Source organism: Streptomyces sp. NPDC059256 (assembly GCF_042753785.1).
Lineage (GTDB): Bacteria > Actinomycetota > Actinomycetes > Streptomycetales > Streptomycetaceae > Streptomyces.
In genome coordinates this window covers 41,988-68,377 of sequence record NZ_JBHYZO010000023.1, presented here as the reverse complement: position 1 = coordinate 68,377, position 26,390 = coordinate 41,988, and the positions used below count along the sequence as shown (strand labels likewise).

Here is a 26,390-nt window from a genome sequence, read left to right as displayed (position 1 = left end):
AGGACGCGCACGCTCGTGATCACGGCCAGGTCCTGGTGGGGAGCGGCGCCACGTCAGGAACCGGCAGGACCGGGTGTTGCGTCACGGTGAGGTCGCGCAGATCGAGCCTGCGCAGTCTGCGCCGCAGGGGCAGCTCATCAACCCCGGGGTCGCCGGCCGCCCAGGCGATGAGGTCGGCCGTCAGCAGCGAGGCGATCAGGGCCGCGGAGGTCGCCGTGCTCAAGGACTCGGTCTCGGGGGTCCGCAGCCCCTGCCAGTAGGCGTCCAGCTCACGGTGGGCGGGAGTGGCGGCGAGGCGCCGCCGTCTGACATGTGCCGCGGTGACGTCGCCCGACCGGTCGGCCAGCGGTTCCAGCCATACCTGGGCCCCCTCGCGGTGGCAGCGCAGCCAGGCGGTCCCCCGCGCGGGCAGCTGGTCGGCCTCGTCCCAGAGTCCGGGCGGCACGGGAGTGTCGAGGCACCAGACGACGGCGGTACGCGATCGACGAGGGCCGCGGCCCAGTGCGGCGAGTTCGACGGGTGCCGCTGAGCGCGGCTGCCCGCCTTCGGCCCGGACGAATCGGTCGAGCGGGGCGAGGAGTTGGGGGTCTCCGAGCAGCAGAACGGTGCGGCCGGCGAGTCGTCCGACGGGTTCCGTGCCCGAGGGCCGTGCGTACCCGGCTCGCTTGAACGCCTCGATGATTCGGTCGAGTTCCGGATCGGGGTCGGCCATGCCCGTGGTGAGCGCGGCCGTCAGCGCCTGTGGATCGGTGGCGGCGGTGTCGACGTGGAGGAAGTCACCGTCGGGTGTGCGCAGGGCGAGCCCCCGCCCGGGGACGGTGACGAGGGTGGCGCCGGGGGCGAGTCGTGGGGCAGTGGGCACGGTGTGTCTCCTGAACGGGAGGGGACGGGAACGGAACGGGCCCGCCCGGTTGGTGCGCCGGACGGGCCCGCTCGCAGGAGCTACTTGTCGCCGCGGGTGTCGCCGGCGCCCGAGTCCGTGTTCAGGTCGTCGAACGGGTTCTCCACGAGGGCGTTGGAGTGGGTGGCCGACTGGTGGGCGAGCTGGCCCGGCTCTGCGATCGGTGTGAACACCTGGTGCTGCTCCATGGTTTGAGCCTCCGATTCATCAGTGTTTGCGGCAACGGTCGTTGCCATGTCGAACATCTTAGTGAAAATGATTGTCATTTTTCAAGACTGAATGCTCGGATCGCAGAGGGTGATCCGGGTAACACACCGGCCAGCCGCCCACCGGGTCGATCCCGACCCGACCGGACACGCCCAGCGCATCGGCCAGCAGACGCGGTGTCACCACCGCCCCAGGGGTGCCGTCCGCCACCACCAGACCGTCCCGCAACGCCACGATCCGGTCGGCGTAACGGGCCGCATGGCCGAGGTCGTGCAGGACCATGACCACGGTCAGACCCCGCTCCTCGCGCAGCCGGACCACCATCTCCATCACCTCCAACTGATGCCGGAGGTCGAGGTAGGTCGTCGGCTCGTCGAGCAACAGGACCCTGGTGTCCTGCGCCAGCGCCATCGCCAACCGCACCCGTTGGCGCTCACCGCCCGACAGGGCGTCCACCGGTCGCTCAGCCCAGGAGGTCACCCCCATGTCCGCCATGGCTCGCGCGCACACCGCATCGTCCGCATCGCGCAGCATGCCGAGCGGACCACGGGCGGCATAGCGCCCCTGCCGCACAATCTGACGCACTGTCATACCGGGGACCGGTGGCGCCGACTGATGGAGCAGGGCGACCCGACGGGCCGTGGCCCGTCGGGAGAGCCGACCGACGTCCGCGCCGTCGATCCGCACCGTCCCCGATCGGGGCCGCAACAACCCGGCGCACAACCGCAGCAGGGTGCTCTTGCCACAGCCGTTGAGGCCGATCAGGGCAACGAGTTCACCGGACGCCACATCGAGGTCGACACCGCACAGCACCTCACGGCCCGGATATCCGAAGCGCAGACCTTCGACCCGTACCCTGCCGCTGTCCATCACCTCAGCCCTTCCTTCCCGTACCGCATCACAGTCCTTCTTGGTCATGGCTTCCTCCTCACCCGGCTGCCGGATCGCGGCCTTCGACTCGCTCGCATCGCCTCGCGCCCCTGCGGGCCCTGGTGGGGGATCACTCCTGCACTCCTGCGGTACGGCGGGCCACGGCCAGCAGCAGGGCGGCACCGACGGCCGTGGTCAATGCGCCCACCGGAATGGTCAGCCGGTCCGAGCCCAACACCTCGGCCAGCACCCGGGAGAGCCATTGGGCTCCCGCGTCCGCACCACCGACCACCAGCGCGCCCAACAGCGCAGCGCCGGGCAGGGCGCTGCGCAGATCGGCTCCGAACAGGGCGAACGCCAGGTGAGGGACGAGCAGGCCGACGAATCCGAGCGCGCCCACGGCCGGAACCGCACCGGCGGTCAGGGCCACCGCGCACACCAGGGCGGCGGCCCGGGCCCTGCCGGTCGCGAGCCCAGCCGCTGCGGCCTGTTCATCACCGCAGCGCAGCAAGGTGAGCGGAGCGGCGAGCGCGAAGGCGCAGACACCCCAGAGGAGGGTCCAGGGCCAGAGCAGGTGCCAGTGTTCCCACACCCGCCCCTCGGTCGACCCGACCAGCCACTGCACGATGCTGCCCAACTCCCCCGGTGCGACCAGGAGGATCATCGCCGTGAGCCCGGAGAGCACCGCCGAGGCGAGAACGCCGTACACCGCGGTACGGACCGGGTCCCCCTGCTCCCGCCCGGCGAGCAGCCACAGCAGCCCGGCGCCGGCGAAGCCGCCGATGCAGGCCGCGACCACCACCGCGGCGGGATCCTCCCAGCCCGCAAGTCCCAGGCCGGTGGCGGCGACGGCGCCGAGCACCGCGCCCGGGGTGACCCCGGTGACCTCCGGGCCGGCCAGTGGATTGCGCAGCGCGGACTGGAGGACGGCACCGGCCAGTCCGAGTGCCGCACCCGCGCCCAGGGCCACCAGGGCGCGTGGCAGCCTGAGTTGGAGGACCACGTGCCGGGCGGTGGCATCCCCGCCGCCCGACAGCACCTCCCGCACCACGGGGAGGTCGACAGCCCGGCCGGAGACCAGGCCGGCCAGCCCGGCGACCACGACGAGCAGACCGAGGACGCCCAGCCCGAGAGCGGCCGGGAGCGAACGAAGTAGAGAGGCGCGTACCGAAGGCGCTGGTGACTTCATCGGCTCTCCTCCGCGACCCGGCGGCCCCTGCGCAGCAGCACCACACCCACCGGCACACCCAACAGTGCGGTCCAGGCGCCCACCGGGGTTTCCACGGGGGCGAGGGCGAGCCGTGCGGGTAGGTCGGCCAGCACCACGGTGATCGCCCCGAGCAGCGCCGACCACGGCAACCAGCCGACGGACGTGGTGTGCGGGGCCAACTGCCGGGCGAGGTGGGGTGCGAGGAAGCCGACCCAGGCGACGGGTCCACAGACGGCGACCACGGGCGCGATGAGAAGGATGGAGATGGCGAGGGCCGCGAGCCGCGCCCACCGCACCCGCACACCGAGGGCACGTGCCTCGTCGTCGCCGAGGCGCAGGACGGACAGGACGGGCGCGCACAGCACGAGGGCCGGCACCGCAACCACCAGCCAGGGCCACAGCCCCGTGACATCGTCCCAGGTGCGCGATGCCAGACTGCCCAGCAGATAGCGGTAGATGAGCTGGAGGTCGAGTTGGTCCGCGAGCACCATCAGGACGAGCAGCCCGGCCTGGAGTGCAGCGGTCACCGCGGCGCCGGTCAACAGCACGGCCGATGGGCTGCGCCCGAACCCTCCGGCCACCAGTGTGAGCAGGCCGCCCACCACCGCGCCGGCCAGTGCCAGAAGCGGTTCGACGACGACCGGAACCGCCACGGCGAGTACGAGCGGGGCTGCCACGCCGAGGGCGGCCCCAGAGGAGACCCCCAGCATCTCCGGTACGGCCAGCGGGTTGCGCAGCGCCTCCTGGAGGACCAGTCCGGCCGCCCCGAGGCAGCCACCGGCCACGACGGCGAGCACGAGTCGGGGCATTCTGAGTTCGGTCAGGACGACCCCGGCGAGGTCGTCGCCGCCGAGCGCGGCAGGAAGCTGGGCTGGGGACAGTCGGGGGGTGCCCAGACACAGGGTGCCCAGCGCCGCCACCACGAGCAACCCGACCAGCGCCAAGGGGCGCAGAGCCACCCGGGACGGGGGTTGTGGGGCCGTCACCGCAGTGCGGCCGTGGCCTCGTCGAGCACGATGCCCAACGACCGCGTGCCGCGGCCCTTGGCCCATACCTCGGGGTCGACCTCAATGACCTTGTCGTTCTTCACCGCGGGGATGCGTGACCACAGGGGGTTCTTGGCGAGCTTGTCGGAGAGCCGCTCCCCGGCCTTGGCGGGGCCGCCGAAGGAGAGCGTCTCGACGAACAGGACATCGACGTCCTTGGCGAGGATCTCCTCCATGCTGTAGGTGCCTTCGACCCCCCGGCTCTTCCACGGATACCGGGTGATCTTCGGGAAGAGCCCGGCGGTGACATCGGAACCGGGGGTGGCGACACCGAAGTTCTCATCGTTGCCGTACATCACGAGGGCGGTCCGTTCGCTGGGGTCGGCCTCCGCGGTGGCAAGCCGTTGCCGAAATGCCTTCTCAGCCTTCTCCCCCTGCGCGGTGCGTCCGGTGAGCGCGGCCAGGTCACGCAGGTATCCCACGCTGTGCTGCCAGGTCTCGGGCTGTACCGGCCAGAAGACGGTCGCGCCCTTGAGAGCCGGTGCGAGTTTGCCGTGGGTGTCCTTCAGACCGATGACCAGGTCGGGCTTGAAGGAGAGGACCGCCTCCACCTCGGGGCTGAGGAACCCGCCGGGCACGACGGGTATTTGGGCTGCCCTGGCCGGCCCGAGGAACTTGTCATGGGCGAGGAGGCGGGAGTTGGTGGCGGTGGGCGTCATGCCCAACTCGGTCAGCATGTCATCGCAGAGGGCGACGAGGCAGACGATGCGTTGCGGGGCTTCGGGTGTGGCCACGGTGACACCGTGCGCATCGGTCACACTGCGGGCGGCTTCGATGGGGCGGACCGTGACATCGGTCTTCGATCCACTGTCTGCTTTGCCGTCTGCCGCTGGTTCGGTGGTGGTGTTGCAGCCGGCGAGTGCTACGGCCGCAACAGCGGCCAGTGCCAGCCTGCGCACGGTGAGTGATGTTCTACGGAGCATGGGTCCCCCGGGGCTTCTTGTCGATGAGTGCGATAGTGCCACATGATAATCATTACCAAAAAGCCGATGTGGAGGTCTTCCGTGCCCCTGTCCCCGCTCCTGGTCGTCGCCGACCAGGTCGCCGGATCATTGAGAATCCTCAACCTGCCTGACGGCCAGGAGAGTTCGGTCATCGACGGACGCCATCTCGCCGAACACGCGGGCTTCCTCGCCCTCCCTCGAAGCCGCACGGCCTTCGTCGACGACCGGGCGGGCGAACTGGTGGTCCTGGACCCGTACGGCCCGGCCCATGGACGACCACTGATCGAAACGACGGTGCCGGTCGCCGTGCCCGCCGAGCACCTGGCGGCCGATCCGACCGGCACTCGCCTCGCCGTCACCACCGGACTCGGCCACCACGAGGAGGCATGGTCGGACCTGGTGACCGCGGTCGACCTCAGGGCGCCCGGTGGACCGGACGCGGTGCGCTTTCGAGCGCGCACGGGCGAGCCAGGCGTCACACTCACCGGCTCCGATGACCCGCTCATCGTGCTGCGCCACCGGGAGCCGGGACTACTGGCCGCGTACCGTCACACCGATGCACTGGGCACCACGCCCGGTTGCCCGCGTCCCGAGCCGCGATCGACCCTCTCCCTACCGGACGACGACGGGCACGGCGACGCCCATGATCCGTACACCCGGCGCCTGTTCACCGCGGCCGGCTCGGGCGTCCACCGGGTGCGCTACGAGGGTGCCGATCTGGTGCCGGAAGCCCCTCTCCCCTGGATCGGACCTGGTCGCGGGTACTATCTGCGGCTCGATCCGGCCCGACGGCTGCTCTGGTCCGGCATCCGCAGCGGTCCGCCCGAGCCTGACCTGTGGCACCGGTGGGACAACGACGCCTGGTGGCACCACCTCGACTCGGGACACACCGGTCGGCTGCCGCTCGGCCCTGGGCTGGTCTTTCGGCTGGCTGTCGCCGCCCGGCACATCGCCTACGCCCGTGTCCATCCGGACGGCGACGAACTGGTGTTGGTCGAGCCGGGGCAATCGCCCCGGATCAGCGCGCGAATCGCCCTGCCGGCGATGTCGGGCGCACCACAACAGGGCACAACACCGTGGGACGGAGTCCAGCGCAGGGCCATTGCCGCTTCCCCCGCCGGTTCACTCATCGCCGTCACCCGAGGGGGTCATGGCGAAGTCGAACTCGTGGACGCGGACCGACCGGATCAGCGCCACACCTTGACGGTTCCGACACCGCTGGACGAAGGCGGTCGCCTGACCCTGCTCTACCCCGATGACCCCGCCCACGCGGATACGGTGGGGCGCTGACCTTCGGGCAGGCCGTCGCAGTCTCCGGACCGCGAGCCTCCGAGTGCGCTGGGGGCTTGTCGCCCACCCCATGACGGCCCCGGCTCGCGCACCGGATCGCGGCGCCTCACGCAACGGCCGTGAAACCATCGGAACCGTCCACCAGGGATCTCATCGAGGATGTGCACGGCAGTGACTGACGACTGGGTGTGGGACGAGACGCTGTTCTCGGGTGCGGCCCTCCACTACGCCCGCGGTCGACTCCCCTACGCGCCCGGACTGGTGGACTCACTGACCGCGGTGCTGGGACTCGACGGACGAGGTCGCCTCCTGGACGTGGGATGCGGACCGGGCACCCTGGCCCTGGCGCTGGCGCACTCCTTCGAAGAGGTCGTCGGGATCGACCCGGACCGAGGCATGATCGCCGAGGCCGAGCGCGGGGCCAGGGCTGCGGGCGTGTCTCGTCAAGCCACCTGGATGCCCATCCGTGCCGAGGAACTGCCGGCGGGCCTCGGCACGTTCGCCGTCGCGACCTTCGGCCAGTCCTTCCACTGGATGGACCGCGAGCGGGTGGCAAGGGCGGTCAGGGGAATGCTTCGGCCCGAAGGGGCTCTGGTGCACATCTCGGACCTCAAGACGGAATCCCGATCCGTCGAGGGACTCGCCCATCCGCCGGTGCCGTACGCCGCCATTGACGCGCTGGTCAAGCGGTACTTGGGGCCGGTCAGACGCGCAGGCCGCGGCCTGCTTCCGAGGGGGACACCCGGCGGTGAGGCCGCGGTGTACGCCGGCGCGGGACTCGTGGACCCGCAGCGCCATGTCGTCCCGGGCGGACAGGCCCTGGAACGCACCTCGGACTCCGTGGTCGCCGGGGTGTTCTCGCTGTCCTCGTCGACCCCACACCTGTTCGGAGCACGGCGGGATGACTTCGAGTCGGACCTGCGCCAGTTGCTGCGGACATCCTCCCCGTCCGGCAGGTGGTCCGAGCGGCAGCCGAGCACCGAGGTCGTCGTCTGGAGGAATCCCGGCGTCGGCTGATGCCCTCTGTCTACCGGTGTGCACTGGGAGGAGGAACGGCGAGTCGTGCCCTCAGACGTCCCATCCGACACAGGTGTTCCGCTCGGTCGGTTCGGCGTGCGGCGGAGGGCCGATCGGGCTTCCCCCGTCGCCAGCTGGGTACACCTCGGGAGTTGGTCGTCGAGCCGAGTCGGGGTAGCAGATGGGGACCGTGTTAGGCAACGCGCTCGGGTGCGCTCTCGTCCTATTGGCCCTGGTGGTGGTGGCCATGACCGAGGCGCCGTTGCGCCGCGCCGACCGGGACCTACGGTCCTCCGCTCCACCCCCACGTACGCCGGACGTCGGCCTCGACCCCTACGAAGTGGCGTACCTCAAGCTCGGTCCGCGTCGACTCATCGAGACGGCGTTGGTACTGATGCATGCCGAGGGACGGTTGGTGGTCAGGAAGAAGGAGCCGTCGCACCGCATCGCCGTCGAATCGCCCGGCCCTGTGCCGCAGGACGACATGGAGGCCATGGCGCTGGAAGCCCTCGCGGCGACCGTGAAAGGGGACGGCATGTTCCAGTGGCCGATCCATCCCCCGACCGATGATCCTCGCATCGGCGCCCTGCGCGAGCGGCTCGTGCGGGACGGGCTGCTCTGTGACGCCGGCCTTCCACCGGGTGTCCTCCGAGGCCAGCCCGCCGTTCTGCGCTGGGAAGGCGCCCACGCCCATCTCGACACGGCATGGTGGTGGGTGGGGTACGTGGCCGCGGCAGGAGCGGTGGTGGCCTATGCGACGGACTCCTACCTCCCGCTCTTGCTCTACCCACTCCTGATGTGGGCCGGGCACACCCGTCGCCAACGCTACCGGTACCACTCCAATGAGCACGTCTCGGAACACGGGCACAAGATGCTGCACGCCGTGCTGAACGACGAATGGCTCACCACTACGGATGGTCGGATCGCCCGGGAGGTGGCGTGGCGCGGTCGTGGCGCACTGGCGAAGAAGCACCCTTTGAACCCTCCCGCCGCGCCCGCACCCCCGCCGCAGGAGAGCCCTCGGGAACCCGAAATCGTGATCAGCGACCCGCCCTCCCTCGGTGGCCTGGGAGGCTTCTGAGTCCTACGGGCTGGCAGCATGGCGCACGGTTGGCACCGAGGACATCTTTCCCCTCTGTGCTGGCCCGTGGCACCGCACGGTGTGGGGCGCAGACAACGGACCCGGGATGACCGGCAACCGGGCCCGGGATAAACGGCGACCGATCCCGAGGGTGAACGGCGACCGATCCCAGGGGTGCACAGCACCCATCGGGCCGCGTGCCCAACACCTCACCTCAGCGAAGGCCCGCTATCGAGTGTCGCGTACCCCCAGTACATAGGCCGCGGTGAGCGCGACGGCTCGATCCTCGTCCTGCGAGAGCTCTACGAGGGACCGGGCCGCCACACTTCCCGGGATGTCCGCGAGTGCCTCGGCCAGGCGTCGACGCGCGGACGCATCAGCGGCACCGTGGGCGAGTCGCTCAACGAGCTCGGTGGCGATCCGGTCCGCCAACGCGGGACGACTCGCCAACGCAGCCAGGGCGTCGGCTGCCTCGACATCGCTCTGCTCCTCGACCACCATGTCAATGAGGGTCGGGACCGCGTCGGCCACGCCGCGTGCCCCGAGCGCCAAGGCGGCACATCTGCGCACCACGATGTCGGAGTTGGTGAGGGCGTCCCGCAACACTGCGGTCGCCCCACCGCTCGTGACCTCGGCGATGGACTGGACGGCACGCTTGCGCACCTCGGCCGCCGGTGAGTCGAGGCCCTCCGCCAACAACTCGGCCACACCGTCGCCCCCTTGTGCCAAGGCCCATCGAAGGGCACCGGCGACATGGGGATCCGACTCGCTCAGCACCGCCTCGACCAGCGCCTCCACGGGCACCACGGTCTCTTCCGCCGAGAACAGCGCCGCGCTCTGGCGCTTTCCGGCGCTCTTCGACGCCAACGCCCGAAGGAGTCCGACGATCTGGAGGACATCCTCCCAACCGGCTGGTTCCACGGCACCGACCTGACGGAGTCGCGTGAGCAGCTCCGTCTCCTGTTCGATGCGTTCGCGCGTCTGCCGGATGAGGTCGTCGACGAGTTCCAGCGGGGTGAAGGCAGGATCATCGAGGGCGCGCTTGACCTCACGCAACGACAGTCCCAGCGACCGAAGGCTCTCGATGTGGAAGATCCGTCGGATGTCCTCGCCGGAGTACTCCCGGTAGCCGCCTTCGGTACGACCCGTGGGCCGCACCAGGCCGAACGACTCATAGTGCCTGAGCATGCGGGCGCTGACCCCGGACCGCCGTGCCACATCACCGATCAACACGGTTCATCATCCCTCCTGACCGATGGTGCTGCCGAGGGCCACCACGCGCTTCGCCTCCTCGATCGCGAACTCGAACCCTGCATCCGGGTCGCGCAGCAGTCGTTCCGTGGCCATCGCGTGCGCCCGCACACGAGGGTCGCGCTCCTGCTCCGTCGCCGATCGCAGCATCGGCACGATCACCTCGCCGAGTGCGATCAACGCTCGACTGAGGCTCAGCTGTGTCTCCCGTGTGCCCCGTCCGAGCTGGGTCGACAGCGTTGCGGCCAACTCCTTCGTTTCGCCTTCCGGTACCAGTACCACCGCCGCCCGCCAAGCGCTCCGTGCCACTTCGTCGTCTGCGTCGGACAGCAGCGCACGGGTGATCGCCGGCCACGCCCGCTTGTCCCCGATCTTGGACAGGGTGTGCAGGGCCTGGCTGCGTGCCTGTGCCCGCTCCGAATGGACCTCCTGGAGCAGTCTCGGCATGGTGATCGATACCGGGTGGCGAGTGAGCGCCCAGGTGAGCATGTCGCGAACGTAGAACTCGGGCTCGATCGCAGATCGCTCGATGAGCGTGTCGATGAACCGCTCGTCAGGGGTCGTGCCGACCGCCAGTGCCGACCGCAGCCGCACCGACGAGTCACCGTCCTCCAGCCCTCGAAGAGCCCACACCGTGTTCGTGTCGGTACCTGTGTGGGTGTCCTCTCCTGCTCGTGCTCCTGTGTCGGTGTCCTCTCCTGCTCGTGCTCCTGTGGCTGTGCCCGGGTCTGTGTGCTGCGCCGGCCTGTTCAGGGCGACCACCTCCTTGTCACAGTGAAGACGTTGTCACCGTGACAAGGTCAAGTCGGGGAGCGTACGCCCGCACTCGATGATCGGCGCCCGGGCCGCCCGTAGGAACGCCGCACATGCCGGACACACGAGGGCGATCCCAGACCATTGACACCGCTGGGGGCGGTCACTACCGTCTGCCGGAACGTTCCGGCATGGAAGAGAGGGACCACCCATGAGCGCATCCGCTGCCGACTGGTGCGTAGGGCCCACGCCCGGTCTCACCCAGAAGGCCGTGCTGGACGTGTTGTCGAAGCGGTTCGGGCTCATCGGAACGATCCGGGATCTGGGCAGTCAGCAGGACCGCAACTTCCGCGTTCAGTCGGAATCCGGCGCGAGCTACGTACTGAAGGTGTCGAACCCGGCCACCGGTCCGGACGCGCTGCGCGCCCAGTGTCAGGCCGTCGAGCATCTGACGACCACTGCCCCGGGCCTACGGCTGCCCCGGGCTCGGCGCGGCACTGACGGGGAGTACCTCCAACCGCTGCGGACGGAGAGCGTCGAGCTGCACTGCCGACTGTTCGACTATGTCGACGGCGAGCCGATCATGGACAGCCGCTATCTCGCGCCCCATGTCATCGCCCGACTCGGTGAGTTGTCGGGGCACATCACGGCGGGGCTGGCCGGGTTCGCCCCGGCGGGGATCGTTCCATCGACCATGTGGGACCTGCGCAACGCCCTCGAAGTGGTGGAATCACTCGCGCCGCACATGAGCGAGGCGAAGGACGCCGAACGGGTGCTCCGCGCCGCCCACGGCGCCCATCGGGTGGTCTCGGCGGCGGCGGACCGTCTGCCCGTACAGATGATCCACGGTGATGTCACCGACAACAACGTGGTGTTCGACCGTCAGCGGGACGGCCGACCACTACCCAAGGGAGTGATCGACTTCGGTGACCTCTCCTACGGTTGGACCGTGGCTGAGCTCGCCGTCACCTGTACGTCGATCCTGCACCACCACGGCGCGTCCCCGGCCTCCGTACTCCCTGCCGTACGGGCCTTCCACGCCGTCCGGCCCCTCGGCCCCGATGAGACGGCGGCGTTGTGGCCCCTGATCGTGCTGCGGGCGAGCGTGCTCGTGGCCAGTGGACGGTACGACGTACAGCACGATCCGGGCAATGCGTACGCGGCTGCCGCACTTGAGCGCGAGTGGGCGATGTTCGAGATGGCCACCTCCCAACCGGTCGAGGTGATGACAGCCCAGCTGCGTCATGAGCTCGAACAAGCCGCCGCAGAAGGCGGGTGGCTTGCCCGAGCTCATGACCAGCACTCCGTGCTGGGGGCGTCCGACGGTCCCACTCCAGGGCACGAAGCCGAATCGGCGCGGCTCGCCGTCGTGGACCTCTCGGTGCACAATGATGCGCTCCACTCGGGTCGGTGGCTCTCGGAGGACATCGAGTCGGAGCTCGTGGCGCAGGCCCTCGCCGAACACCCATCGACCCGGGCCGTTCGGACCGTCCACGGTGAACACCGGCTCACCCGGGCCCGAACCGACGTCACGACGAGCACGGCCACTCTTGCGCTGGGTGTCGAGTTGCACCCCCGGTCGATCACGGTCGTCCACGCTCCCTGGGCGGGTACGGTCATCCCGGGCGTGGGGCGGGCGCTGACACTCACCCGGGACGATGGCCCGGCGTTGTTCCTGGCCGGAGTGGACGCCACCGTCGAGCGCGGCCCGGTGGTCGCGGGCCAGCCACTGGGTACCGTCCCCGGTGCGGGGAATGGGGACGGGTTGTGGATCCAACTCTCCCAGCTGGAAAGCACCGTCGTGCCGCCGCGCTTCGTCAGCGCGGACCTGGCGGCGGGGTGGCTGGCCGTCTGCCCCGACCCGACCCGGTTGCTGGTTGCCGACCCGGCCCCGGACGGCGGGGAAGGCACCGGAGCGGTACCGGGAGAGAGCGCCGCGGAGTTGCTGCTCCGCCGCGACCGTGCGTTCGCCCGGGTCCAGGAGCACTACTATCTCGAACCGCCCCGGATCGAGCGCGGCTGGCGGCACCACCTGGTGGACACCGAGGCCCGCACCTATCTGGACATGCTCAACAACGTCACGGTACTGGGACACGGCCATCCCATACTGAGTGACGCGGTGCACCGACAGTGGCAGCGCCTCAACACCAACTCCCGATTCCACTACGGATCCGTCGTCGAACTGTCCGAGCGCCTCACGGAGTTGCTGCCTTCCGAGCTGGACACGGTGTTCCTGGTGAACAGCGGTTCCGAGGCGGTCGATCTGGCACTGCGGCTCGCCTGGGCGGCCACCGAACGGCAGGACGTCGTCGCGGTCGGCGAGGCGTACCACGGGTGGACCTACGCCAGTGATGCCGTCTCCACCTCCATCGCGGACAATCCCAATGCCCTGGTGTCACGGCCCTCCTGGGTGCACACCGTGCCGGCTCCCAATTCCTACCGTGGTCAGCACCGGGGAACCCAGGCCCACCGGTACGGACCGGAGGCGGCCGAGGCCATCGCGGAGTTGGTCCGCTCCGGGCGGGCCCCGGCCGCGTTCGTGGCCGAGGCGTACTACGGCAATGCCGGGGGCATGGCGCTCCCGGACGGCTATCTGGAACAGGTGTACGCGGCGACCCGAGCGGCCGGGGGACTGTGCATCGCGGACGAGGTACAGGTCGGCTACGGGCGGCTCGGCACCTGGTTCTGGGGGTTCGAGCAGCAGGGTGTCGTACCGGACATCGTGACGATCGCCAAGTCGATGGGCAACGGACATCCGCTCGGTGCGGTGATCACCCGACGGGAGATCGCGGACGCCTATCGCTCGCAGGGCTACTTCTTCGCCTCGGCGGGCGGCAGCCCGGTCAGCTCCACGGTCGGTCTGACCGTGCTGGACGTCCTGCGCGACGAAGGTCTAAGGGAGAACGCCAGCACCGTGGGCGCATATCTCAAGGCGGGTCTGCTGGCGCTCGCCGAGCGGCATCCGCTGATCGGTGCCGTGCACGGCAACGGCCTCTATCTCGGCGTGGAGTTCGTGCGCGACCGCACCACCCTGGAGCCGGCCACCGAGGAGACCGCGGCCATCTGTGAACGGCTGCGCGAGTTGGGAGCGATCGTCCAACCGACCTCGGACCGCCAGTGCGTCCTGAAGATCAAACCACCGATGTGTCTGACCGACCGGAGCGCTGATGTGTTCCTGTCCGCACTCGACGACGTCCTCTCCCACGGGTGGTGACCATGACGCTTCGACCACGGAATGGCCCCCTTCGGTCGCACGCGCCCGGGGTGCGGGTAAAGGACCGGGCGGGCATTCCCGATCATGTGGGGGGCGCTTGCTGATGGCCTCTAGGATTCCGCTCATGCCGAGCGCAGAAGACACTCCAGCAGCCCCGACCATCGCCGATGTGGCACGGGCGGCGTCCGTGTCCAAGACGACCGCGTCCGATGCGCTGCGCGGGCACGGCAGGGTGTCGGGCGCGACCAGGGAGGCGGTGTTGGCCGCCGCCCGGCAACTCGGATACGCCCCCAACCGCAATGCGCGATCGTTGCGGACCTCAGTGACCGAGACGATCGCGCTGCACATCCCCGAATTCCTGACGAGTGCCGAGTACTACATGGGGTTCGTCTTCGGGGTGGCCGAGCAGGCGGCGCGGGCAGGGCTGAACGTCACTTTGATCTCTTCCGGCCATCTTCCCCAGCACAGCGCGATTCCGCAGGTGGACGGGCTGGTGCTGTGCGACCCGGTGGCGGGTGATCCCGTCGTGGACCAACTGATGAACGCGAATCTGCCGGTGGTGACGGCGGAGCGCTATGTGGGCGAGGCCCAACCGACCGGCGTCATCTGGTCCGACCACGCACAGCTCACCACCCAGTTGCTCGATCACCTCAGGGATGCGGGAGCGCGTCGGCCCGCCTTCCTCGCCTCCGACACCACCTCGGACTGGGCGACGACCCTGCTCGACACCCATGCGCAGTGGTGCGCGGCACATGACCTGCCCGTTCTCGTCGGCAAGGCTCCCTTCAGCGCGTCTCCCGATGTGCTTCAGCGGACCGTGCGCGACATGTTGGCCCGATCCCCCGAGATCGACGCCCTGATCTGTGGTGCTGACGGGGCCGCGGCAGCCGTGCTCCCGGAGATCCGTGCGGCCGGGCGGACGGTGGGCCAGGACATTCTCCTCGCCTCGTGCGTCGACAGTTCCGCCATGCGCATGGCGGAGCCGCCGATTACGTCAATCGACCTTCGACCACGCGTCATGGGCGCGGAATGCGCCCGTTTGCTGTGCGAAATCCTGACCGGGGACGCGGAACCCGGCACCACACGGACCCTCTCGATCGAAATGAACATCCGGGACTCTACCCGCTGGTAGGGATTTCCGTTCCACCGGACAGGACACCAGACCTGTCCGGCCCTTTCGCATGCCTATATTTCACCTCCCACATTTCCTTCTCATCACCTATCAATTCCCCTTGCGCAAGTCGTTGACAGGCCATTTCGAGGGGACTAATTTTCCCCCATGCCGGAACGATCCGGCCCATCCTTTTCGGAAAGGAGGCGGCCCTATGCGGAGACGAATCGTCACCCTAGGATGCACCGCCGCCCTGTCGGCTCTCATCACCTCCTGCTCTGCGCCCGCCGCGACCGAGGCCACGAAGTCCCCGAAGAAGGCCGGTTTCCTCGCCGTGGCGGACACCTCCGCCACCGGGCGCGGCCCGCTGACCGTGCAACTCGACTACGACTCGGTGGAAGAGGACGGCCTCGACCCCCAGTCCGCCGACACCGCCCGCTCCTGGTCCCTCGGCTCCCTGGTCTACGAACCGCTGGTGACCGTCGGTCCCGACTTCTCCATCAAGCCGCTCCTCGCGAGTTCCTGGACCCAGCCCGACGCGACGACCTACGTCTTCACCCTGCGCAAGGGCGTCACGTTCTCCAACGGGCGCGCACTGACGACGGCCGATGTGGTCGGCAGCCTCCAGCGCCTGCTGAAGTTGCCCGCGCCGTACGCCCGCCAGCTCGGCCCCGTCGCATCGGTGACGGCCACCGGTCCCGACCAGGTGACGGTGAAGCTCAGGAGTGCCTACACCCCATTCCTCGCCGCGCTGGCGAACACCCCGGCGGCCGTCCTTCCCATGAAGGAGGTGAACGACGGTTCGCTGGACCTCAAGAAGGAGATGCTGGGCACGGGTCCGTTCACCGTAAAGGAACACAAGCAGGACCAGCACTGGGTGTTCGCCCCGAGTACCAGCTACCGTGACGCGGCGCGATTGAGAATCTCCGAACTCAAGGTGAAAATCGTTCCGCAGGAGACCACACGACTCGCCGCCCTCAGAAACGGCAGCGCCGACTTCGTATTCTTCAACAACATCGACACGCTTGATCAGTTGGCCGGAACCAGAAATGCCAAGGCAGTCAGTCAGCGCAATAGCGACTTCTACTATCTGATCCAGAACGCCAAGAACAAGAACTCACCCCTGGCAAACCAGAAGGTGCGATTCGCACTGAACAGCGCGCTGGACCGGGGGCAGATAGCGTCCGTCGCCTTCGGCGGCAAGACCCAGCCGACCGGGGTGACCCCCACCGTACTGCCGGGCGCCTGTGACCCAACGAAGCTCCCCGGGGCAAAAGCCGGTACATCCTCCGCCAAGCAAGCGCTCCAAGCCGCCCTCAAGGAAGCCGGCTTCAAGGACCTCACGCTCCGGCTCGCGGTGTACAACTCGGAACCGGCCAACAGTCAGATCGCCCAGGTGATCCAGCAGCAGTACGCCAAGGCCGGTGTGACGGTGAAGATACTCAAGTACGACACCAGCACCTACATCTCCAAAATCTACGGTGAGAAGCCCGACTTCGACCTCGCCATCAGCTGGTTCGCCGGCTACGTGGATCCGGCGATGGTCACCCGCTGGTGGAATCCCGAGGTGGCGGGCTTCTCCGCCACCTTCCTCAACAACGACGTCGAGCTGAACAAGCTGATCGACAAGGCGGGTGGGCAGCCCGCGGGCAGTGCTCGCAACACCAGCCTGACCGAGGTGTGTGAACGCGTCGACACGAATGCGGCCATGCTGCCGCTGGTCACCCGTCCGGCCGTCATCGGCTACCGCACGGACAAGGTGAGCCCCACCCTCCACAGCAACGAGGGATACGGCAACATCCTGCGCAACATCGTCGACTTCACACTCCCGTCAGCGAAGTAGCCGGCGATGCCGAACCTCACCCTCACCGCGCAGTCAGGCACTTCGCCCGCCTCACCATGGGCCGGCGTCCGCAGGGCGCTGCGCCCCTTCCAACGCTTCGTCCAACAGGTCGGGGTGGCGGCCCTCACCATGCTCGGCGTCTCCGTCCTGATCTTCGCGGCGGTCCGGGCCATGCCCGGGAGCTATACGGATCTCGTCCTCGGCCCCCTCGCCACCCCGGAGGCGAAGGAGGCAGCCGCCGAGAAGTTCGGGCTCGACGGACCCGTCGTGGAGCAGTACGGGCACTGGCTGCTCAGTTCCGTGCAGGGCGACTTCGGAACGTCCCTGGCCAGTGGCACGCCGGTCGGCCAGGAACTCTCCGTTCGGCTCCCGGTGACAGTGCTCCTCACCGCCCTGGCACTCGTCTTCATCCTCCTCATCGGCATTCCCCTCGGTGTGCTGACCGGAATCCGCAGCGCCGGGAGCGGCGGGGGTGGCATCGTGGGGCGGCTGGTCAGCAGCCTGGGAATGAGCGTCCCCGAGTTCGTCCTCGGCACTCTGGTGCTCTTCCTCTTCACCCGGTACAGCCTCGGACTCACCGTCGGGGTGTACGTCCCCTGGTCACAGGACCCGGTCGGCTCGGTCGTCTCGATGCTGCTGCCCGCCGCCGTCCTCTCGGTGTTCTGCGTCGCCGTGACCGCTCGCACCACACGGGATGCGGTCATGGGCGTCCTGGTGGAACCCCATGTGGCCGCCGCCGTCGCCCGGGGGGAGCCCAAGGGGTTCATCGTGCGCCACCACATCCTTCGCAACGCCTCGATCCCCGTCCTGACCCTCGTCGGCACGCTCACGGCATATCTGCTGGGCGGCACGGTGATCGTGGAGCGCCTTTTCAACCTGCCCGGTCTCGGCTCGTACCTCGTGGACGGCCTCGATCGCCGCGACTACGCCATCGTGCAGGCCGGAGTGCTCCTGGCCGCAGCCGTCTTCATCGTCATGAACCTCCTGGTCGACCTGGTCAGCGCGGTGATCGATCCCCGCATCGACACCGCGGCCGGAAAGGACGGAGCATGAGTACCGAAACCCGATCCACACCGCGAGGGCGGCTGCGGCGGGTGCTGGCCATGGGCGGATTCGACCCACTGTTCCGGGGTGCCGTGTGGCTGTTGGCCCTCCTGATCGTCGTGACCCTGGCCGGCCAACTCATCGGAGTGGGCGGCGCACCCGACGCCACCGTGGGACAGCGGCTCTCACCCCCGGGCGGCGGCCTGCCACTGGGCACGGACAACCTCGGACGGTCCCTACTCCCCCGGCTGCTCCAGGGGGTGGGCACCACCCTTCTGCTGTCGTCCGCGGCGGTGCTGTGCACCGCGATCATCAGTACGGCACTGGGCATCGTGGCCGGCTACCGTGGCGGACGGACGGCCGGGCTCATCATGAGGCTGGGCGAAGTGCTCTACTCCTTCCCCGCGATCGTGCTGGCCGTCCTGGTCGCCGCGGTGATCGGCCCCGGCAGGATCGCCGCACTCGCCAGCATCGTGCTGGTGACGGTTCCCCTCATGACCCGGATGGTCGGAACGGCGGCCCGCTCGGTCGCCCAGCGCGACTTCGTCGTCGCGGCCAGGATCAGCGGCGTACCGGCGATCACGATCATGCGACGCCACATCCTGTCCAATGTGTCCGGCACCATCGCCGTCCACGGGACCTATGCGCTGTCGGTCGGAATCCTGGTCGAGGGCGGACTGAGCTTCCTCGGCTACGGGGTGCAACTCCCCGATGCCTCCCTGGGCCTGTTGATCCAGGAGGGCAGCCTGTACATGGTCAACGCCCCATGGCTGATCGTGGCGCCCGGTGTGGTGCTGGTCGCGGCGATCGTCTCGATCAACCTCATCGGTGACAGCCTGCGCGACCGATTCGAACCGCGAGAGACGAGGTCGCTGACATGACCGCCGGTACACCTCCTCCCGACACCGCACCCTCCACCCGTCAGGGTCGCCCGATCGTGTCGCTGCCCGGAGCCGAAGCCCCGTTGTTGTCCGTTGAGGACCTTGTCGCCGAGTACCACACCCCGCAACGGACCGTACGGGCGCTCGACGGTGTCGACCTGATAGTCAACCGCGGCGAACGCGTCGGCATCGTCGGCGAGAGCGGTTCGGGCAAGTCCACCCTGGGGCTCGTGATCGGACGGCTGTTGCCGGCTGCGACCCGGTATCCGCGCGGCCGGATCCTCGTGGACGGCGAATCCGTACTGGACCTGTCGGCCGAACGCATCGCACTGCTGCGCCGCCAGCGACTGGGCCTGATCGCCCAGGACCCCGTCGGCGCGCTCAACCCCACCCTGCGGATCGGCCGACAGCTACGACTCGCGCTGCGCTCGGGCCGTAGGACCGCCCGCAAGCCCAGCGAGAGCGAACTGGGCGCCATGCTCGACAGGGTCTTGATCCACGACCCGGAACGGGTGCTGCGGCTCTACCCGCACGAGATCTCGGGCGGCATGGCCCAACGCGTGGCCGTCGCCATGGTCATGGCCCGCGAACCCGATCTGCTGATCGCCGACGAACCGACCGCAGCCCTCGACAGCCAGGTCAGGGAGGAGGTGCTACGACTGGTCTTCTCCCTCGCCTCCGAGCACGGCACCACCGTGCTGTGGCTCAGTCACGACCTCGCCGGCGTGACCCGCTGGTGTGAACGGACCGTGGTCATGTACGGCGGTCGCATCGTCGAGGACGGAGCCGCCGACGAGGTGCTCACCTCACCTCGACACCCGTACACCGCAGCCCTGTCGGACACCGATCCGGCCCGAGCGACCTCGGGTGAGCGGCTTCGGACGATCAGCGGCGGCCCACCGACACCCGATGTCGGACTCGACGGTTGCGTCTTCGCCCCGCGCTGTGACCGAGCCACCGAACTGTGCAGGACCGACCGTCCCGCACCCCGTGTCGTCGCCGGTCGTACGGTCGCGTGCCACCATCCCGACGCGTTGGCACCCGAGGCGGGCGCGCCCATCGGATCCAGTCCGATCCACCGGGCGGAGGCGACCCGATGAACACTGAGCCGACTCCACCACAGGCCGTACTCGAACTCGAAGAGGTCCGGGTGGTCTTCTCCTCGGGCCGGGGTCGATCCAGACGCTCCGTGACCGCGATGGATTCGGTCTCCTTCGACATTCACGCCGGTGAGACCCTCGGCCTCGTCGGCGAGTCGGGTTCGGGCAAGACCACCACCGGGTCGATCGCACTCGGTCTGCGCAAACCCGACTCCGGGGCGGTCCGCTTCCTCGACGGCGCGTTCGGTTCGCCACGGTCCCGCGCCGGTGCGATCCAAGCGGTGCTCCAGAACCCCCACTGGTCCCTCAACCCGCGGCTGACGGTCGGGGACTCGGTGGCAGAACCCCTGACCGCCACCGAGGGCGGACGGCTGCGCTCCCACCGGGCCGCGGTCCTCGGGATACTGGAACAGGTAGGGCTCGGCGGCGGTTTCGCGGATCGGCTGCCGCATGAACTCAGCGGGGGTCAGCGCCAACGCGTCGCCATCGCACGGTCGCTCATCACCCGCCCCCGGTTCATCGTCTTCGACGAGGCCGTCAGCGCCCTCGATGTGTCCGTCCAGGCACAGATCCTCAATCTGATCCATGACCTCCAGGTCGAACACGGCTTCGGTGCGCTGTTCATCTCGCACGACCTGGCGGCCGTCCGCTATCTGGCCCACCGCATCGCGGTCATGCAACACGGCCGGGTGGTCGAACTCGCCGACACCGAACGGTTCTACGACACCCCCCAGCACCCCTACTCACAACAACTTCTGGAGACGCTGTGACCACCGAGCCCACCACCCCGACCGCCGCAGAGCTGCACCCCGCCGGCCCCCGACTGGTGCCCGCCGACACCCGGGACCGCGCCCAGCGGGGCAACGCGGACTTCGGGGCACCCCTGGTCCCCCGGCCCAGCCCGGGTCGTGAGAGCGTGAAGTTCGACTTCCCCGGCGTCGAGGTCGGCACCGCCGAGTACAGCGAGGGCCCCACCGGCGCCACGGTCATCCATGTGCCCGCGGGAGCCCGCATGCACATCGACGAGCGCGGTGGCGCCATCGGCCTGCTCTCCAGCGACAAGCAGTTCACCCATGCCGTCTGTCTCGCCGGCGGATCGCTCTACGGACTCGCCGCCACCGCCGGCGTCAACGAGGAGCTGCTCAGGGGCAACGCCAACCGTGTCGGCTGGAACGACCTCAAGCTCGCCAGCGGCGCCATCGTCTACGACTTCGCCGCCCGCGACAACTCCGTCCATCCCGATGCCGCGCTCGGGGCGGCAGCGCTGCGCAACGCCGTCCACGGCACCTTCCCGGTCGGCCGTTGCGGTGGCGGCGCCACCGCGTCCGTCGGCAAGATCGAGCACGGTCGTTGTGAATTCGCGGGCCAGGGCGCCGCCTTCCGACAGATCGGCGATGTCAAGATCCTCGCCGCCACCGTGGTCAATGCCGTCGGCGTCATCGTGGACCGGAACGGCACGGTCGTCCGCGGCAACTACGACAGCACGACCGGCACCCGCAGGCTGCCCGCCGTCGACTACGAAGCGGCCTTCGCCGAGTCCGGAGCCGCTCCGGCCACCCTGGCGGGAAACACCACCATCTCCATCGTCATCACCAACGTCCGGCTTGGTGACAAGGAACTGCGCATGTTCGGCCGTCAGGTGCACAGCTCCATGCACCGCGGCATCCAGCCCTTCCACACCAACCTCGACGGAGACACCCTCTTCACCCTCACCACGGACGAGATCGACCTCCCCAGCACTCCATCACGGCTCGGGGAACACGCCCTCACCTCCGTCGGGCTCGGGGCCGTGGCCTCCGAGGTCATGTGGGACGCGATCTTGAGCAGCGCCCTGTGATCCCTGCTGCAACCGAGTGCCCGGAGCTCCCCCTGCCCATCGCCCACGTTCGCAGCGACCACACCGACCGCGAGCGCCGCGGGCTCGCCATCGGGACGTCCGTGCGGGCCCGCATCCACACAGCCGTCGCCGGATACGACGACCTGTTCACCACCGTGGGCGTGGAACCCGCCGATCTGCGCGAGCACGGCGAAACCGCACTGGCTCAGATCGAGGGGTGGGCCCCGGGCCTGCACCGCGAGCTCATCGCGGTGGCTGCCGGCGCCGAAGTCCCTCCCTGGCGCATCGGCATGCTCAACGCTCGTACGGAGATCCTCGCCACGGTGGGCGCCACGGCCGAGGGCGAGTGCTCGACCGCCGTGTACGTGGGCGGTCCGGGGGCGCCGCACACCATACAGACGTGGGACTGGCACCGTGAGTTCACTGCCTCCCGGACGCTCGTCCGCCTCCGGTCCGCCGGCGGCGCACCTACGGTGAGCACCTTCACCGAAGCGGGCATCCTCGCCAAGATAGGTGTCAATTCCGGCGGACTCGGTGTCCACTTCAACATTCTGAGCCACCGCGCCGACGGCACCGGGATCAAGGTTCCCGTCCATGCGGTGGCCCGCAGAGTGCTGGAGGAAGCGACCACCATCGCCGAAGCGAGGGACATCGCCGCATCGGCCACCGTCTCCGCGTCGACCGTGCTGACCGTGGTCACGTACGACGGTGGGGAGGGCGACGCCGCCTGCATCGAACTGAGCCCGGCGGGGACGGCGGTCGTCCGGCCGGACCGCGACGGAGTGCTGCTGCACACCAACCACTTCCTCGATCCCACCCTGGCGAAGGGGGATCAGGCGGCGCGCCAGGCCAGCACCCATCCCCGTCTCGCCCACCTCAGCGCCCATCGCGAACTGCTCATGTCCTGCGACCGGGCACACTGGACCGACCTGCTTCGTTCACACGACGTGGACGGGGCGCCGATCTGCTGTCATCCCCAGCCGGACCTGCCTTCCCACCAGCAGTGGAGCACCTTGCTCACGGTCAGTCTCGACCTCGCCGCGAGGAGCCTGCGTTACCACGACGGTGGCCCTTGCACGGCAGGCACATCCACCTGGCAGCATTTCTGACCTTGGCCACTTCTCGATCGCGAAAGGACGTCCCCCCATGACCCCGGCCCGGCTCACGGAGATCGCCCGCTACCCGGTGAAGGGGTTCCAGGGGCACGCCCTGTCCACGGTCACCTTGACCCCCGGCCGCGGGCTGCCCATGGACCGTGTCTGCGGTCTGCTCAACGGTGAGGTGGCGGCCACGGTGGAGGACGGCTGGATCCCGAGCCTCGCCTTCCTGCGCCTCATGCGTAACGCAGAGCTCGCCCGTTACCGAGTGGCGCTGGTGGATGACGATCCCGCGGGAGCCGGCGCGCTGAGCATCAGCGCGCCGGACGGCCGGTCGGTGGAGATTCGTACCGGGGTGGACGGCGGCCCGGATGCCACCGAGCTCAAGAAGGCCAACTCCGAGCTGGCCGGCTGGTTCCCCGCCGGCCCGCTCGGCCCCGTACAGCTCACCCGCCCTCGGGCGCCCGTGTGGGACTGGCCGTACGCAGCCCTCTCGCTGATCAATCTGGACACTCTGGACGACATGGCGGCCGTTTCCGGCGTCGCGATCGATCCCCGTAGGTTCCGCGCCAACCTCTATGTCTCGGGACTCGGGGCGTGGCGGGAGTTCGACCTCGTGGGGCATCGGGTCCGCATCGGTGATGCGGAGTTGGAGGTCGTCCAGACCACCGACCGGTGTCGGGCCACCACCGTCGACCCTGACACCGGGCGGCGGAACCTCAATGTGCCGGTGTTGCTCGCATCCCGCTACGGCCATATGTGCTGTGGTGTGTACGCCAGGGTCATACGGGGCGGCACGATCGCCCCAGGCGACACCATGGTCGATCTGGGTCCGCTCGTCGATGCGTCCACACTGCCGGTGCCCGATCCGGCTTGGCCGCGCACCGCCGAACTGATCGCCCGCATCCCCCAGAGCCCCAGTGTCACCAGTCTGACCTTCGACGACCCCGCGGGCGCCGACTGTCGCCCCGGCCAACATCTGCGTGTCCACCTCACCGACGGGCAGGGTGCGCCGCTGTGGCGTTGCTACACCATCACCGCCGCCACAGCGACGACCATCCGCATCAGTGTCAAGCAGGTCGACACGGGCCGGGTGTCCCCCCTCCTGCACTCCCTCACGACCGGCTCCCGGGTAATGATCTCCGGACCGTACGGGGACGAGCTCATCGACTCCGACAGCCGACGCCCCCTGGTACTGGCCTGTGCGGGAATCGGCATCACTCCGGTGCTGCCGGTGCTGCGGCAGTTGATCGACCAGAACCCCCAGCGAGCGGTGACCGTCATCAACGTCGTCCGCTCGCTCGACGAGGTGCCCCTCTGGGACGAGGCGTTGGCGCTGATGAACCAGTTGCCCCGCGCCTCCCACCGCCTCTTCGTCACCGCGCACGACGCGGGACACCCCCTGCCCGAGGGCGCCACTCCCGGTCGCCCGACGAAGGACGACCTCCAGGAACTGGCCGCCGATGGCGATGTCGAGGTCTATCTCTGTGGCCCGGAAGGATTTGTACAGAGCGTACGGAACACACTGGTGCAGGCCGGGGTGTCCGACGAAGCCATCGCGGACGAGTTGTTCTACTCCCCGGGGGATGTCCCCTTGGAGGAGCATCCGCCACCTGCGCCCGGTCCGTTCGACGTCCATTTCGCCGGGTCGGACATTCGTACCCGCTGGTCAGAGGATGACGGCACACTCCTCGATGTCGCCGAGGCCGCCGGACTGGCCCCTCCATCGGCCTGTCGCTCCGGGGGCTGCGGAACCTGCCGTCAGCGCGTCACCGGCACCGTCCACCACCTCGTCACACCGTCGGTTCCGCTGGGCCCGGGCCAGGCACTCCTGTGCTGTGCGGTTCCGACGGGAAGTGTGAGCGTTCAGATCTAGTCCCGCGCCGCTGGTGCCTACCTTCTTCGCATCCGAACAACAACCCCTTGTCCTCCTCCCTGCGGACGATCGAACAACCGCTGCCGTCGACCGGATCCAACGCCGATATCACGGCCGGCTCCTGGGCCTATCCCGTGATAGTCGAAGTTTTTCAGCCGGTGGCCGCGGCATGAACCGAAGTCGGAACTGACCCGCCTGACACTCGATGTACCGGCTCTGATCAGCGCAGACGCAGAATGCCATGGCTGGAGATGCAACAAAGGTTCAAGACAGGGCACTTGAACGACCGCCAGCGGCTGGATGTGGCCTGGATCACAAATCGATTGCCTCGTTGTGATCACGGGGAGTGAATGCTCTGATCCACTCGCGTTCAGGATGGACGCGTGGTCCCGGGTTCCCTGGAGAACCCACGGGGATCCCGGGCCCTCAGAACCGCCACGGTGCACCGACCGATGAGAGAGGCGAACCTGTGACGTTCCTGACCCGACTCGGCGATACCCTGCTGAGCAAACTTGCCCCCGAGACCGAGGCTTGGGCCGCCAACAACCCATGTCTCGGCAGCTGTTCACCCGGCGCCTGTAACACCGCCTATGTTCAGGTCGGCGCTTGTGTGGCTAACCGGCTGCACAAGCGCTGTTGCTATGTGGGGGGTAGCGCCTGCCCCGCTTTGACCTGCGGCCCCTGGAAGAACTGCGGTGTCCTGACCTGCTGACCGGTCCTCCCGTCCGCTGACCGACCCCCGACGAGGAGGGTAGGTGTTCCGCTCGATGCAGTGCCAACTGGCGGGTCACCCGGTCGGGTTCATGGCTCTCCTCGCCGGGCCCCCAGGAGCAAGGCCGTCGTTCGTGGTGCTGCCCATCACACGGAAGCCGGCAATACGGAAGCCGGCATGCTGACCGTCGTGGGCGCCGTCACCACGGTCCGTGGCGCCTACGACGTGGTGAGCCCGGCCCAACGAGAGGACGTGACGACCCGGTTGATGCATCCGAGGGGGATGTCCATCGTCCTATTGGGCTCGGCCACCGGGGTGTTGTTCGTTGGGGCCGCCGCGCTGTGGCCACTGTCCGATGGGGCGGTGCAAGGCCCACGCGTACTCGGCACCGGTGTCATCGCCACGGGCAGGACATGGGCGACGGCGTCCGAACCGGTCCCCGTACTGATCCAGTGGCCCAGGGCCATGGCCCGACTGCTGGCAAAGGAGTGGGCATGACATACGCGGTGCTCATGGCGCGGCTCGCACTCGCCGGGGTCCTCCTGGTGTCCGCGATCGCCAAGGCGTGGTCGTTCGGGGAGACGCGGGACATGCTGGACGGCCTGCTGCGGCGGGCCGGCCCCGGCGCCCGGCGTCTGGCCCGGCCATCGGCCGCCGCGCTGATCGCGGCAGAGGGCGCCACCGCCGTCGCGCTCCTCGGCCCTGCGCAGACGGTACGGCCAGGATTCATCGCCGCGGTCGTGCTCACCGCGGGGTTCACCGCAGTCGCCGTCGTGGCCACCGTGTCCCGCGCCGAGGTGTCGTGCGCCTGCTTCGGCCGCCCCACCGCACGGCTGGGCCGGCGGCACATCGTACGCAACGCGCCCTTGTTGGGTCTGGCTGCCCTGGGGCTGGTGGGGGCCGGAGCCGCATCGTGGACCTCACCGGCGCTGCCCGCCGTGTTCCTCTGCGCCGCCGCGGCGGCGGTGATCACCGCGGTGACCGCCTTCTTCGACGACATCGTGGATCTACTGGCCGTGCCATGACCTTGCGGTACGAGGAACGCGCCCCCATCGACCCACCCGCTCCCGCACGAAGTGCGCCCCAACTCATCCAACGCACCGGA

General features: G+C 69.0%; 23 protein-coding genes. 15 read left to right on the top strand and 8 right to left on the bottom strand.

Features of this window, described 5'->3' with window-relative positions:
• Window positions 1-19: 19 nt before the first annotated feature.
• From ACFXJL_RS30125 to ACFXJL_RS30100, 6 genes are all read right to left on the bottom strand, one after another.
• Window positions 20-862 (bottom strand): hypothetical protein, encoded by an 843-nt coding sequence (locus tag ACFXJL_RS30125; protein ID WP_384697562.1) that lies wholly within the window; start codon window positions 860-862, stop codon window positions 20-22.
• Window positions 863-942: 80 nt separating this feature from the next.
• On the bottom strand, window positions 943-1,089 hold the full coding sequence (gene amiA / locus ACFXJL_RS30120) for a streptamidine family RiPP (RefSeq protein WP_358880615.1): 147 nt from the start codon (window positions 1,087-1,089) through the stop codon (window positions 943-945).
• A gap of 58 nt (window positions 1,090-1,147) precedes the next feature.
• Entirely contained in the window at window positions 1,148-1,978 is an 831-nt protein-coding gene (locus tag ACFXJL_RS30115; RefSeq protein ID WP_384697609.1) for an ABC transporter ATP-binding protein, read from the bottom strand.
• A gap of 130 nt (window positions 1,979-2,108) precedes the next feature.
• On the bottom strand, window positions 2,109-3,167 hold the full coding sequence (locus ACFXJL_RS30110) for a FecCD family ABC transporter permease (RefSeq protein WP_384697559.1): 1,059 nt from the start codon (window positions 3,165-3,167) through the stop codon (window positions 2,109-2,111).
• Window positions 3,164-4,147 carry a FecCD family ABC transporter permease gene (locus ACFXJL_RS30105; RefSeq protein ID WP_384697556.1) on the bottom strand — a complete coding sequence of 328 codons (984 nt, stop codon included), beginning with the start codon at window positions 4,145-4,147 and terminating at the stop codon, window positions 3,164-3,166. The genes ACFXJL_RS30110 and ACFXJL_RS30105 overlap by 4 nt, the downstream gene beginning before the upstream one ends.
• Window positions 4,148-4,170: 23 nt before the next feature.
• On the bottom strand, window positions 4,171-5,157 hold the full coding sequence (locus ACFXJL_RS30100) for an ABC transporter substrate-binding protein (RefSeq protein ID WP_384697553.1): 987 nt from the start codon (window positions 5,155-5,157) through the stop codon (window positions 4,171-4,173).
• A gap of 81 nt (window positions 5,158-5,238) precedes the next feature.
• Between ACFXJL_RS30100 and ACFXJL_RS30095 the strand changes: the two genes are divergently transcribed.
• The 3 genes from ACFXJL_RS30095 to ACFXJL_RS30085 all read left to right on the top strand — a co-directional run bounded on the left by ACFXJL_RS30095 (window position 5,239) and on the right by ACFXJL_RS30085 (window position 8,566).
• Window positions 5,239-6,468: a hypothetical protein gene (locus ACFXJL_RS30095; protein WP_384697550.1), complete on the top strand. Its 1,230-nt coding sequence runs from the start codon at window positions 5,239-5,241 to the stop codon at window positions 6,466-6,468.
• A 171-nt stretch (window positions 6,469-6,639) separates the two neighbouring features.
• Window positions 6,640-7,485, top strand: coding sequence for a class I SAM-dependent methyltransferase (locus ACFXJL_RS30090; protein ID WP_384697547.1), 846 nt, complete (start codon window positions 6,640-6,642; stop codon window positions 7,483-7,485).
• Between the two features lie 181 nt (window positions 7,486-7,666).
• Complete coding sequence (locus tag ACFXJL_RS30085; protein ID WP_384697544.1) at window positions 7,667-8,566, top strand: TIGR04222 domain-containing membrane protein; 900 nt, start codon at window positions 7,667-7,669, stop codon at window positions 8,564-8,566.
• A gap of 228 nt (window positions 8,567-8,794) precedes the next feature.
• On the opposite strand, the gene ACFXJL_RS30080 is transcribed toward ACFXJL_RS30085, so the two are convergent.
• A complete protein-coding gene (locus ACFXJL_RS30080) occupies window positions 8,795-9,799 on the bottom strand; it encodes a MerR family transcriptional regulator (protein WP_384697541.1) in 1,005 nt (334 codons plus the stop codon).
• A 6-nt stretch (window positions 9,800-9,805) separates the two neighbouring features.
• A complete protein-coding gene (locus tag ACFXJL_RS30075; RefSeq protein ID WP_384697538.1) occupies window positions 9,806-10,450 on the bottom strand; it encodes a HEAT repeat domain-containing protein in 645 nt (214 codons plus the stop codon).
• A 331-nt stretch (window positions 10,451-10,781) separates the two neighbouring features.
• Between ACFXJL_RS30075 and ACFXJL_RS30070 the strand changes: the two genes are divergently transcribed.
• From ACFXJL_RS30070 to ACFXJL_RS30015, 12 genes are all read left to right on the top strand, one after another.
• The gene (locus ACFXJL_RS30070; RefSeq protein WP_384697535.1) at window positions 10,782-13,784 is read left to right on the top strand and encodes an aminotransferase; all 3,003 of its coding nucleotides are present in this window, start codon (window positions 10,782-10,784) and stop codon (window positions 13,782-13,784) included.
• A 124-nt stretch (window positions 13,785-13,908) separates the two neighbouring features.
• Entirely contained in the window at window positions 13,909-14,916 is a 1,008-nt protein-coding gene (locus tag ACFXJL_RS30065) for a LacI family DNA-binding transcriptional regulator (protein WP_358880624.1), read from the top strand.
• A gap of 193 nt (window positions 14,917-15,109) precedes the next feature.
• Entirely contained in the window at window positions 15,110-16,738 is a 1,629-nt protein-coding gene (locus ACFXJL_RS30060) for an ABC transporter substrate-binding protein (RefSeq protein WP_384635263.1), read from the top strand.
• Window positions 16,739-16,744: 6 nt separating this feature from the next.
• Window positions 16,745-17,791 carry an ABC transporter permease gene (locus tag ACFXJL_RS30055; RefSeq protein WP_384697531.1) on the top strand — a complete coding sequence of 349 codons (1,047 nt, stop codon included), beginning with the start codon at window positions 16,745-16,747 and terminating at the stop codon, window positions 17,789-17,791.
• On the top strand, window positions 17,788-18,663 hold the full coding sequence (locus ACFXJL_RS30050) for an ABC transporter permease (RefSeq protein WP_384697528.1): 876 nt from the start codon (window positions 17,788-17,790) through the stop codon (window positions 18,661-18,663). The genes ACFXJL_RS30055 and ACFXJL_RS30050 overlap by 4 nt, the downstream gene beginning before the upstream one ends.
• A complete protein-coding gene (locus ACFXJL_RS30045; RefSeq protein ID WP_384697525.1) occupies window positions 18,660-19,763 on the top strand; it encodes an ABC transporter ATP-binding protein in 1,104 nt (367 codons plus the stop codon). Before ACFXJL_RS30050 ends, ACFXJL_RS30045 begins: the two co-directional genes overlap by 4 nt.
• Window positions 19,760-20,533 (top strand): ABC transporter ATP-binding protein, encoded by a 774-nt coding sequence (locus ACFXJL_RS30040; RefSeq protein WP_384697521.1) that lies wholly within the window; start codon window positions 19,760-19,762, stop codon window positions 20,531-20,533. Before ACFXJL_RS30045 ends, ACFXJL_RS30040 begins: the two co-directional genes overlap by 4 nt.
• Window positions 20,530-21,600: a P1 family peptidase gene (locus tag ACFXJL_RS30035; protein ID WP_358880630.1), complete on the top strand. Its 1,071-nt coding sequence runs from the start codon at window positions 20,530-20,532 to the stop codon at window positions 21,598-21,600. Before ACFXJL_RS30040 ends, ACFXJL_RS30035 begins: the two co-directional genes overlap by 4 nt.
• Window positions 21,597-22,709 (top strand): C45 family autoproteolytic acyltransferase/hydolase, encoded by a 1,113-nt coding sequence (locus ACFXJL_RS30030; RefSeq protein ID WP_384697518.1) that lies wholly within the window; start codon window positions 21,597-21,599, stop codon window positions 22,707-22,709. The genes ACFXJL_RS30035 and ACFXJL_RS30030 overlap by 4 nt, the downstream gene beginning before the upstream one ends.
• Window positions 22,710-22,746: 37 nt before the next feature.
• Complete coding sequence (locus tag ACFXJL_RS30025; protein WP_384697515.1) at window positions 22,747-24,573, top strand: MOSC domain-containing protein; 1,827 nt, start codon at window positions 22,747-22,749, stop codon at window positions 24,571-24,573.
• Window positions 24,574-25,462: 889 nt separating this feature from the next.
• Entirely contained in the window at window positions 25,463-25,783 is a 321-nt protein-coding gene (locus ACFXJL_RS30020; protein WP_384697512.1) for a hypothetical protein, read from the top strand.
• Window positions 25,780-26,310: a MauE/DoxX family redox-associated membrane protein gene (locus tag ACFXJL_RS30015; protein ID WP_384697509.1), complete on the top strand. Its 531-nt coding sequence runs from the start codon at window positions 25,780-25,782 to the stop codon at window positions 26,308-26,310. Before ACFXJL_RS30020 ends, ACFXJL_RS30015 begins: the two co-directional genes overlap by 4 nt.
• Window positions 26,311-26,390: the final 80 nt, after the last annotated feature.

Coding starts and splice junctions, on each gene's coding strand:
- amiA (WP_358880615.1), bottom strand. CDS start 1,089: ATGGAGCAGCACCAGGTGTTCACACCGATCGCAGAGCCGGGCCAGCTC.
- ACFXJL_RS30115 (WP_384697609.1), bottom strand. CDS start 1,978: ATGGACAGCGGCAGGGTACGGGTCGAAGGTCTGCGCTTCGGATATCCG.
- ACFXJL_RS30110 (WP_384697559.1), bottom strand. CDS start 3,167: ATGAAGTCACCAGCGCCTTCGGTACGCGCCTCTCTACTTCGTTCGCTC.
- ACFXJL_RS30100 (WP_384697553.1), bottom strand. CDS start 5,157: ATGCTCCGTAGAACATCACTCACCGTGCGCAGGCTGGCACTGGCCGCT.
- ACFXJL_RS30085 (WP_384697544.1), top strand. CDS start 7,667: ATGGGGACCGTGTTAGGCAACGCGCTCGGGTGCGCTCTCGTCCTATTG.
- ACFXJL_RS30070 (WP_384697535.1), top strand. CDS start 10,782: ATGAGCGCATCCGCTGCCGACTGGTGCGTAGGGCCCACGCCCGGTCTC.
- ACFXJL_RS30065 (WP_358880624.1), top strand. CDS start 13,909: ATGCCGAGCGCAGAAGACACTCCAGCAGCCCCGACCATCGCCGATGTG.
- ACFXJL_RS30060 (WP_384635263.1), top strand. CDS start 15,110: ATGCGGAGACGAATCGTCACCCTAGGATGCACCGCCGCCCTGTCGGCT.
- ACFXJL_RS30055 (WP_384697531.1), top strand. CDS start 16,745: ATGCCGAACCTCACCCTCACCGCGCAGTCAGGCACTTCGCCCGCCTCA.
- ACFXJL_RS30050 (WP_384697528.1), top strand. CDS start 17,788: ATGAGTACCGAAACCCGATCCACACCGCGAGGGCGGCTGCGGCGGGTG.
- ACFXJL_RS30045 (WP_384697525.1), top strand. CDS start 18,660: ATGACCGCCGGTACACCTCCTCCCGACACCGCACCCTCCACCCGTCAG.
- ACFXJL_RS30040 (WP_384697521.1), top strand. CDS start 19,760: ATGAACACTGAGCCGACTCCACCACAGGCCGTACTCGAACTCGAAGAG.
- ACFXJL_RS30025 (WP_384697515.1), top strand. CDS start 22,747: ATGACCCCGGCCCGGCTCACGGAGATCGCCCGCTACCCGGTGAAGGGG.
- ACFXJL_RS30020 (WP_384697512.1), top strand. CDS start 25,463: ATGCTGACCGTCGTGGGCGCCGTCACCACGGTCCGTGGCGCCTACGAC.
- ACFXJL_RS30015 (WP_384697509.1), top strand. CDS start 25,780: ATGACATACGCGGTGCTCATGGCGCGGCTCGCACTCGCCGGGGTCCTC.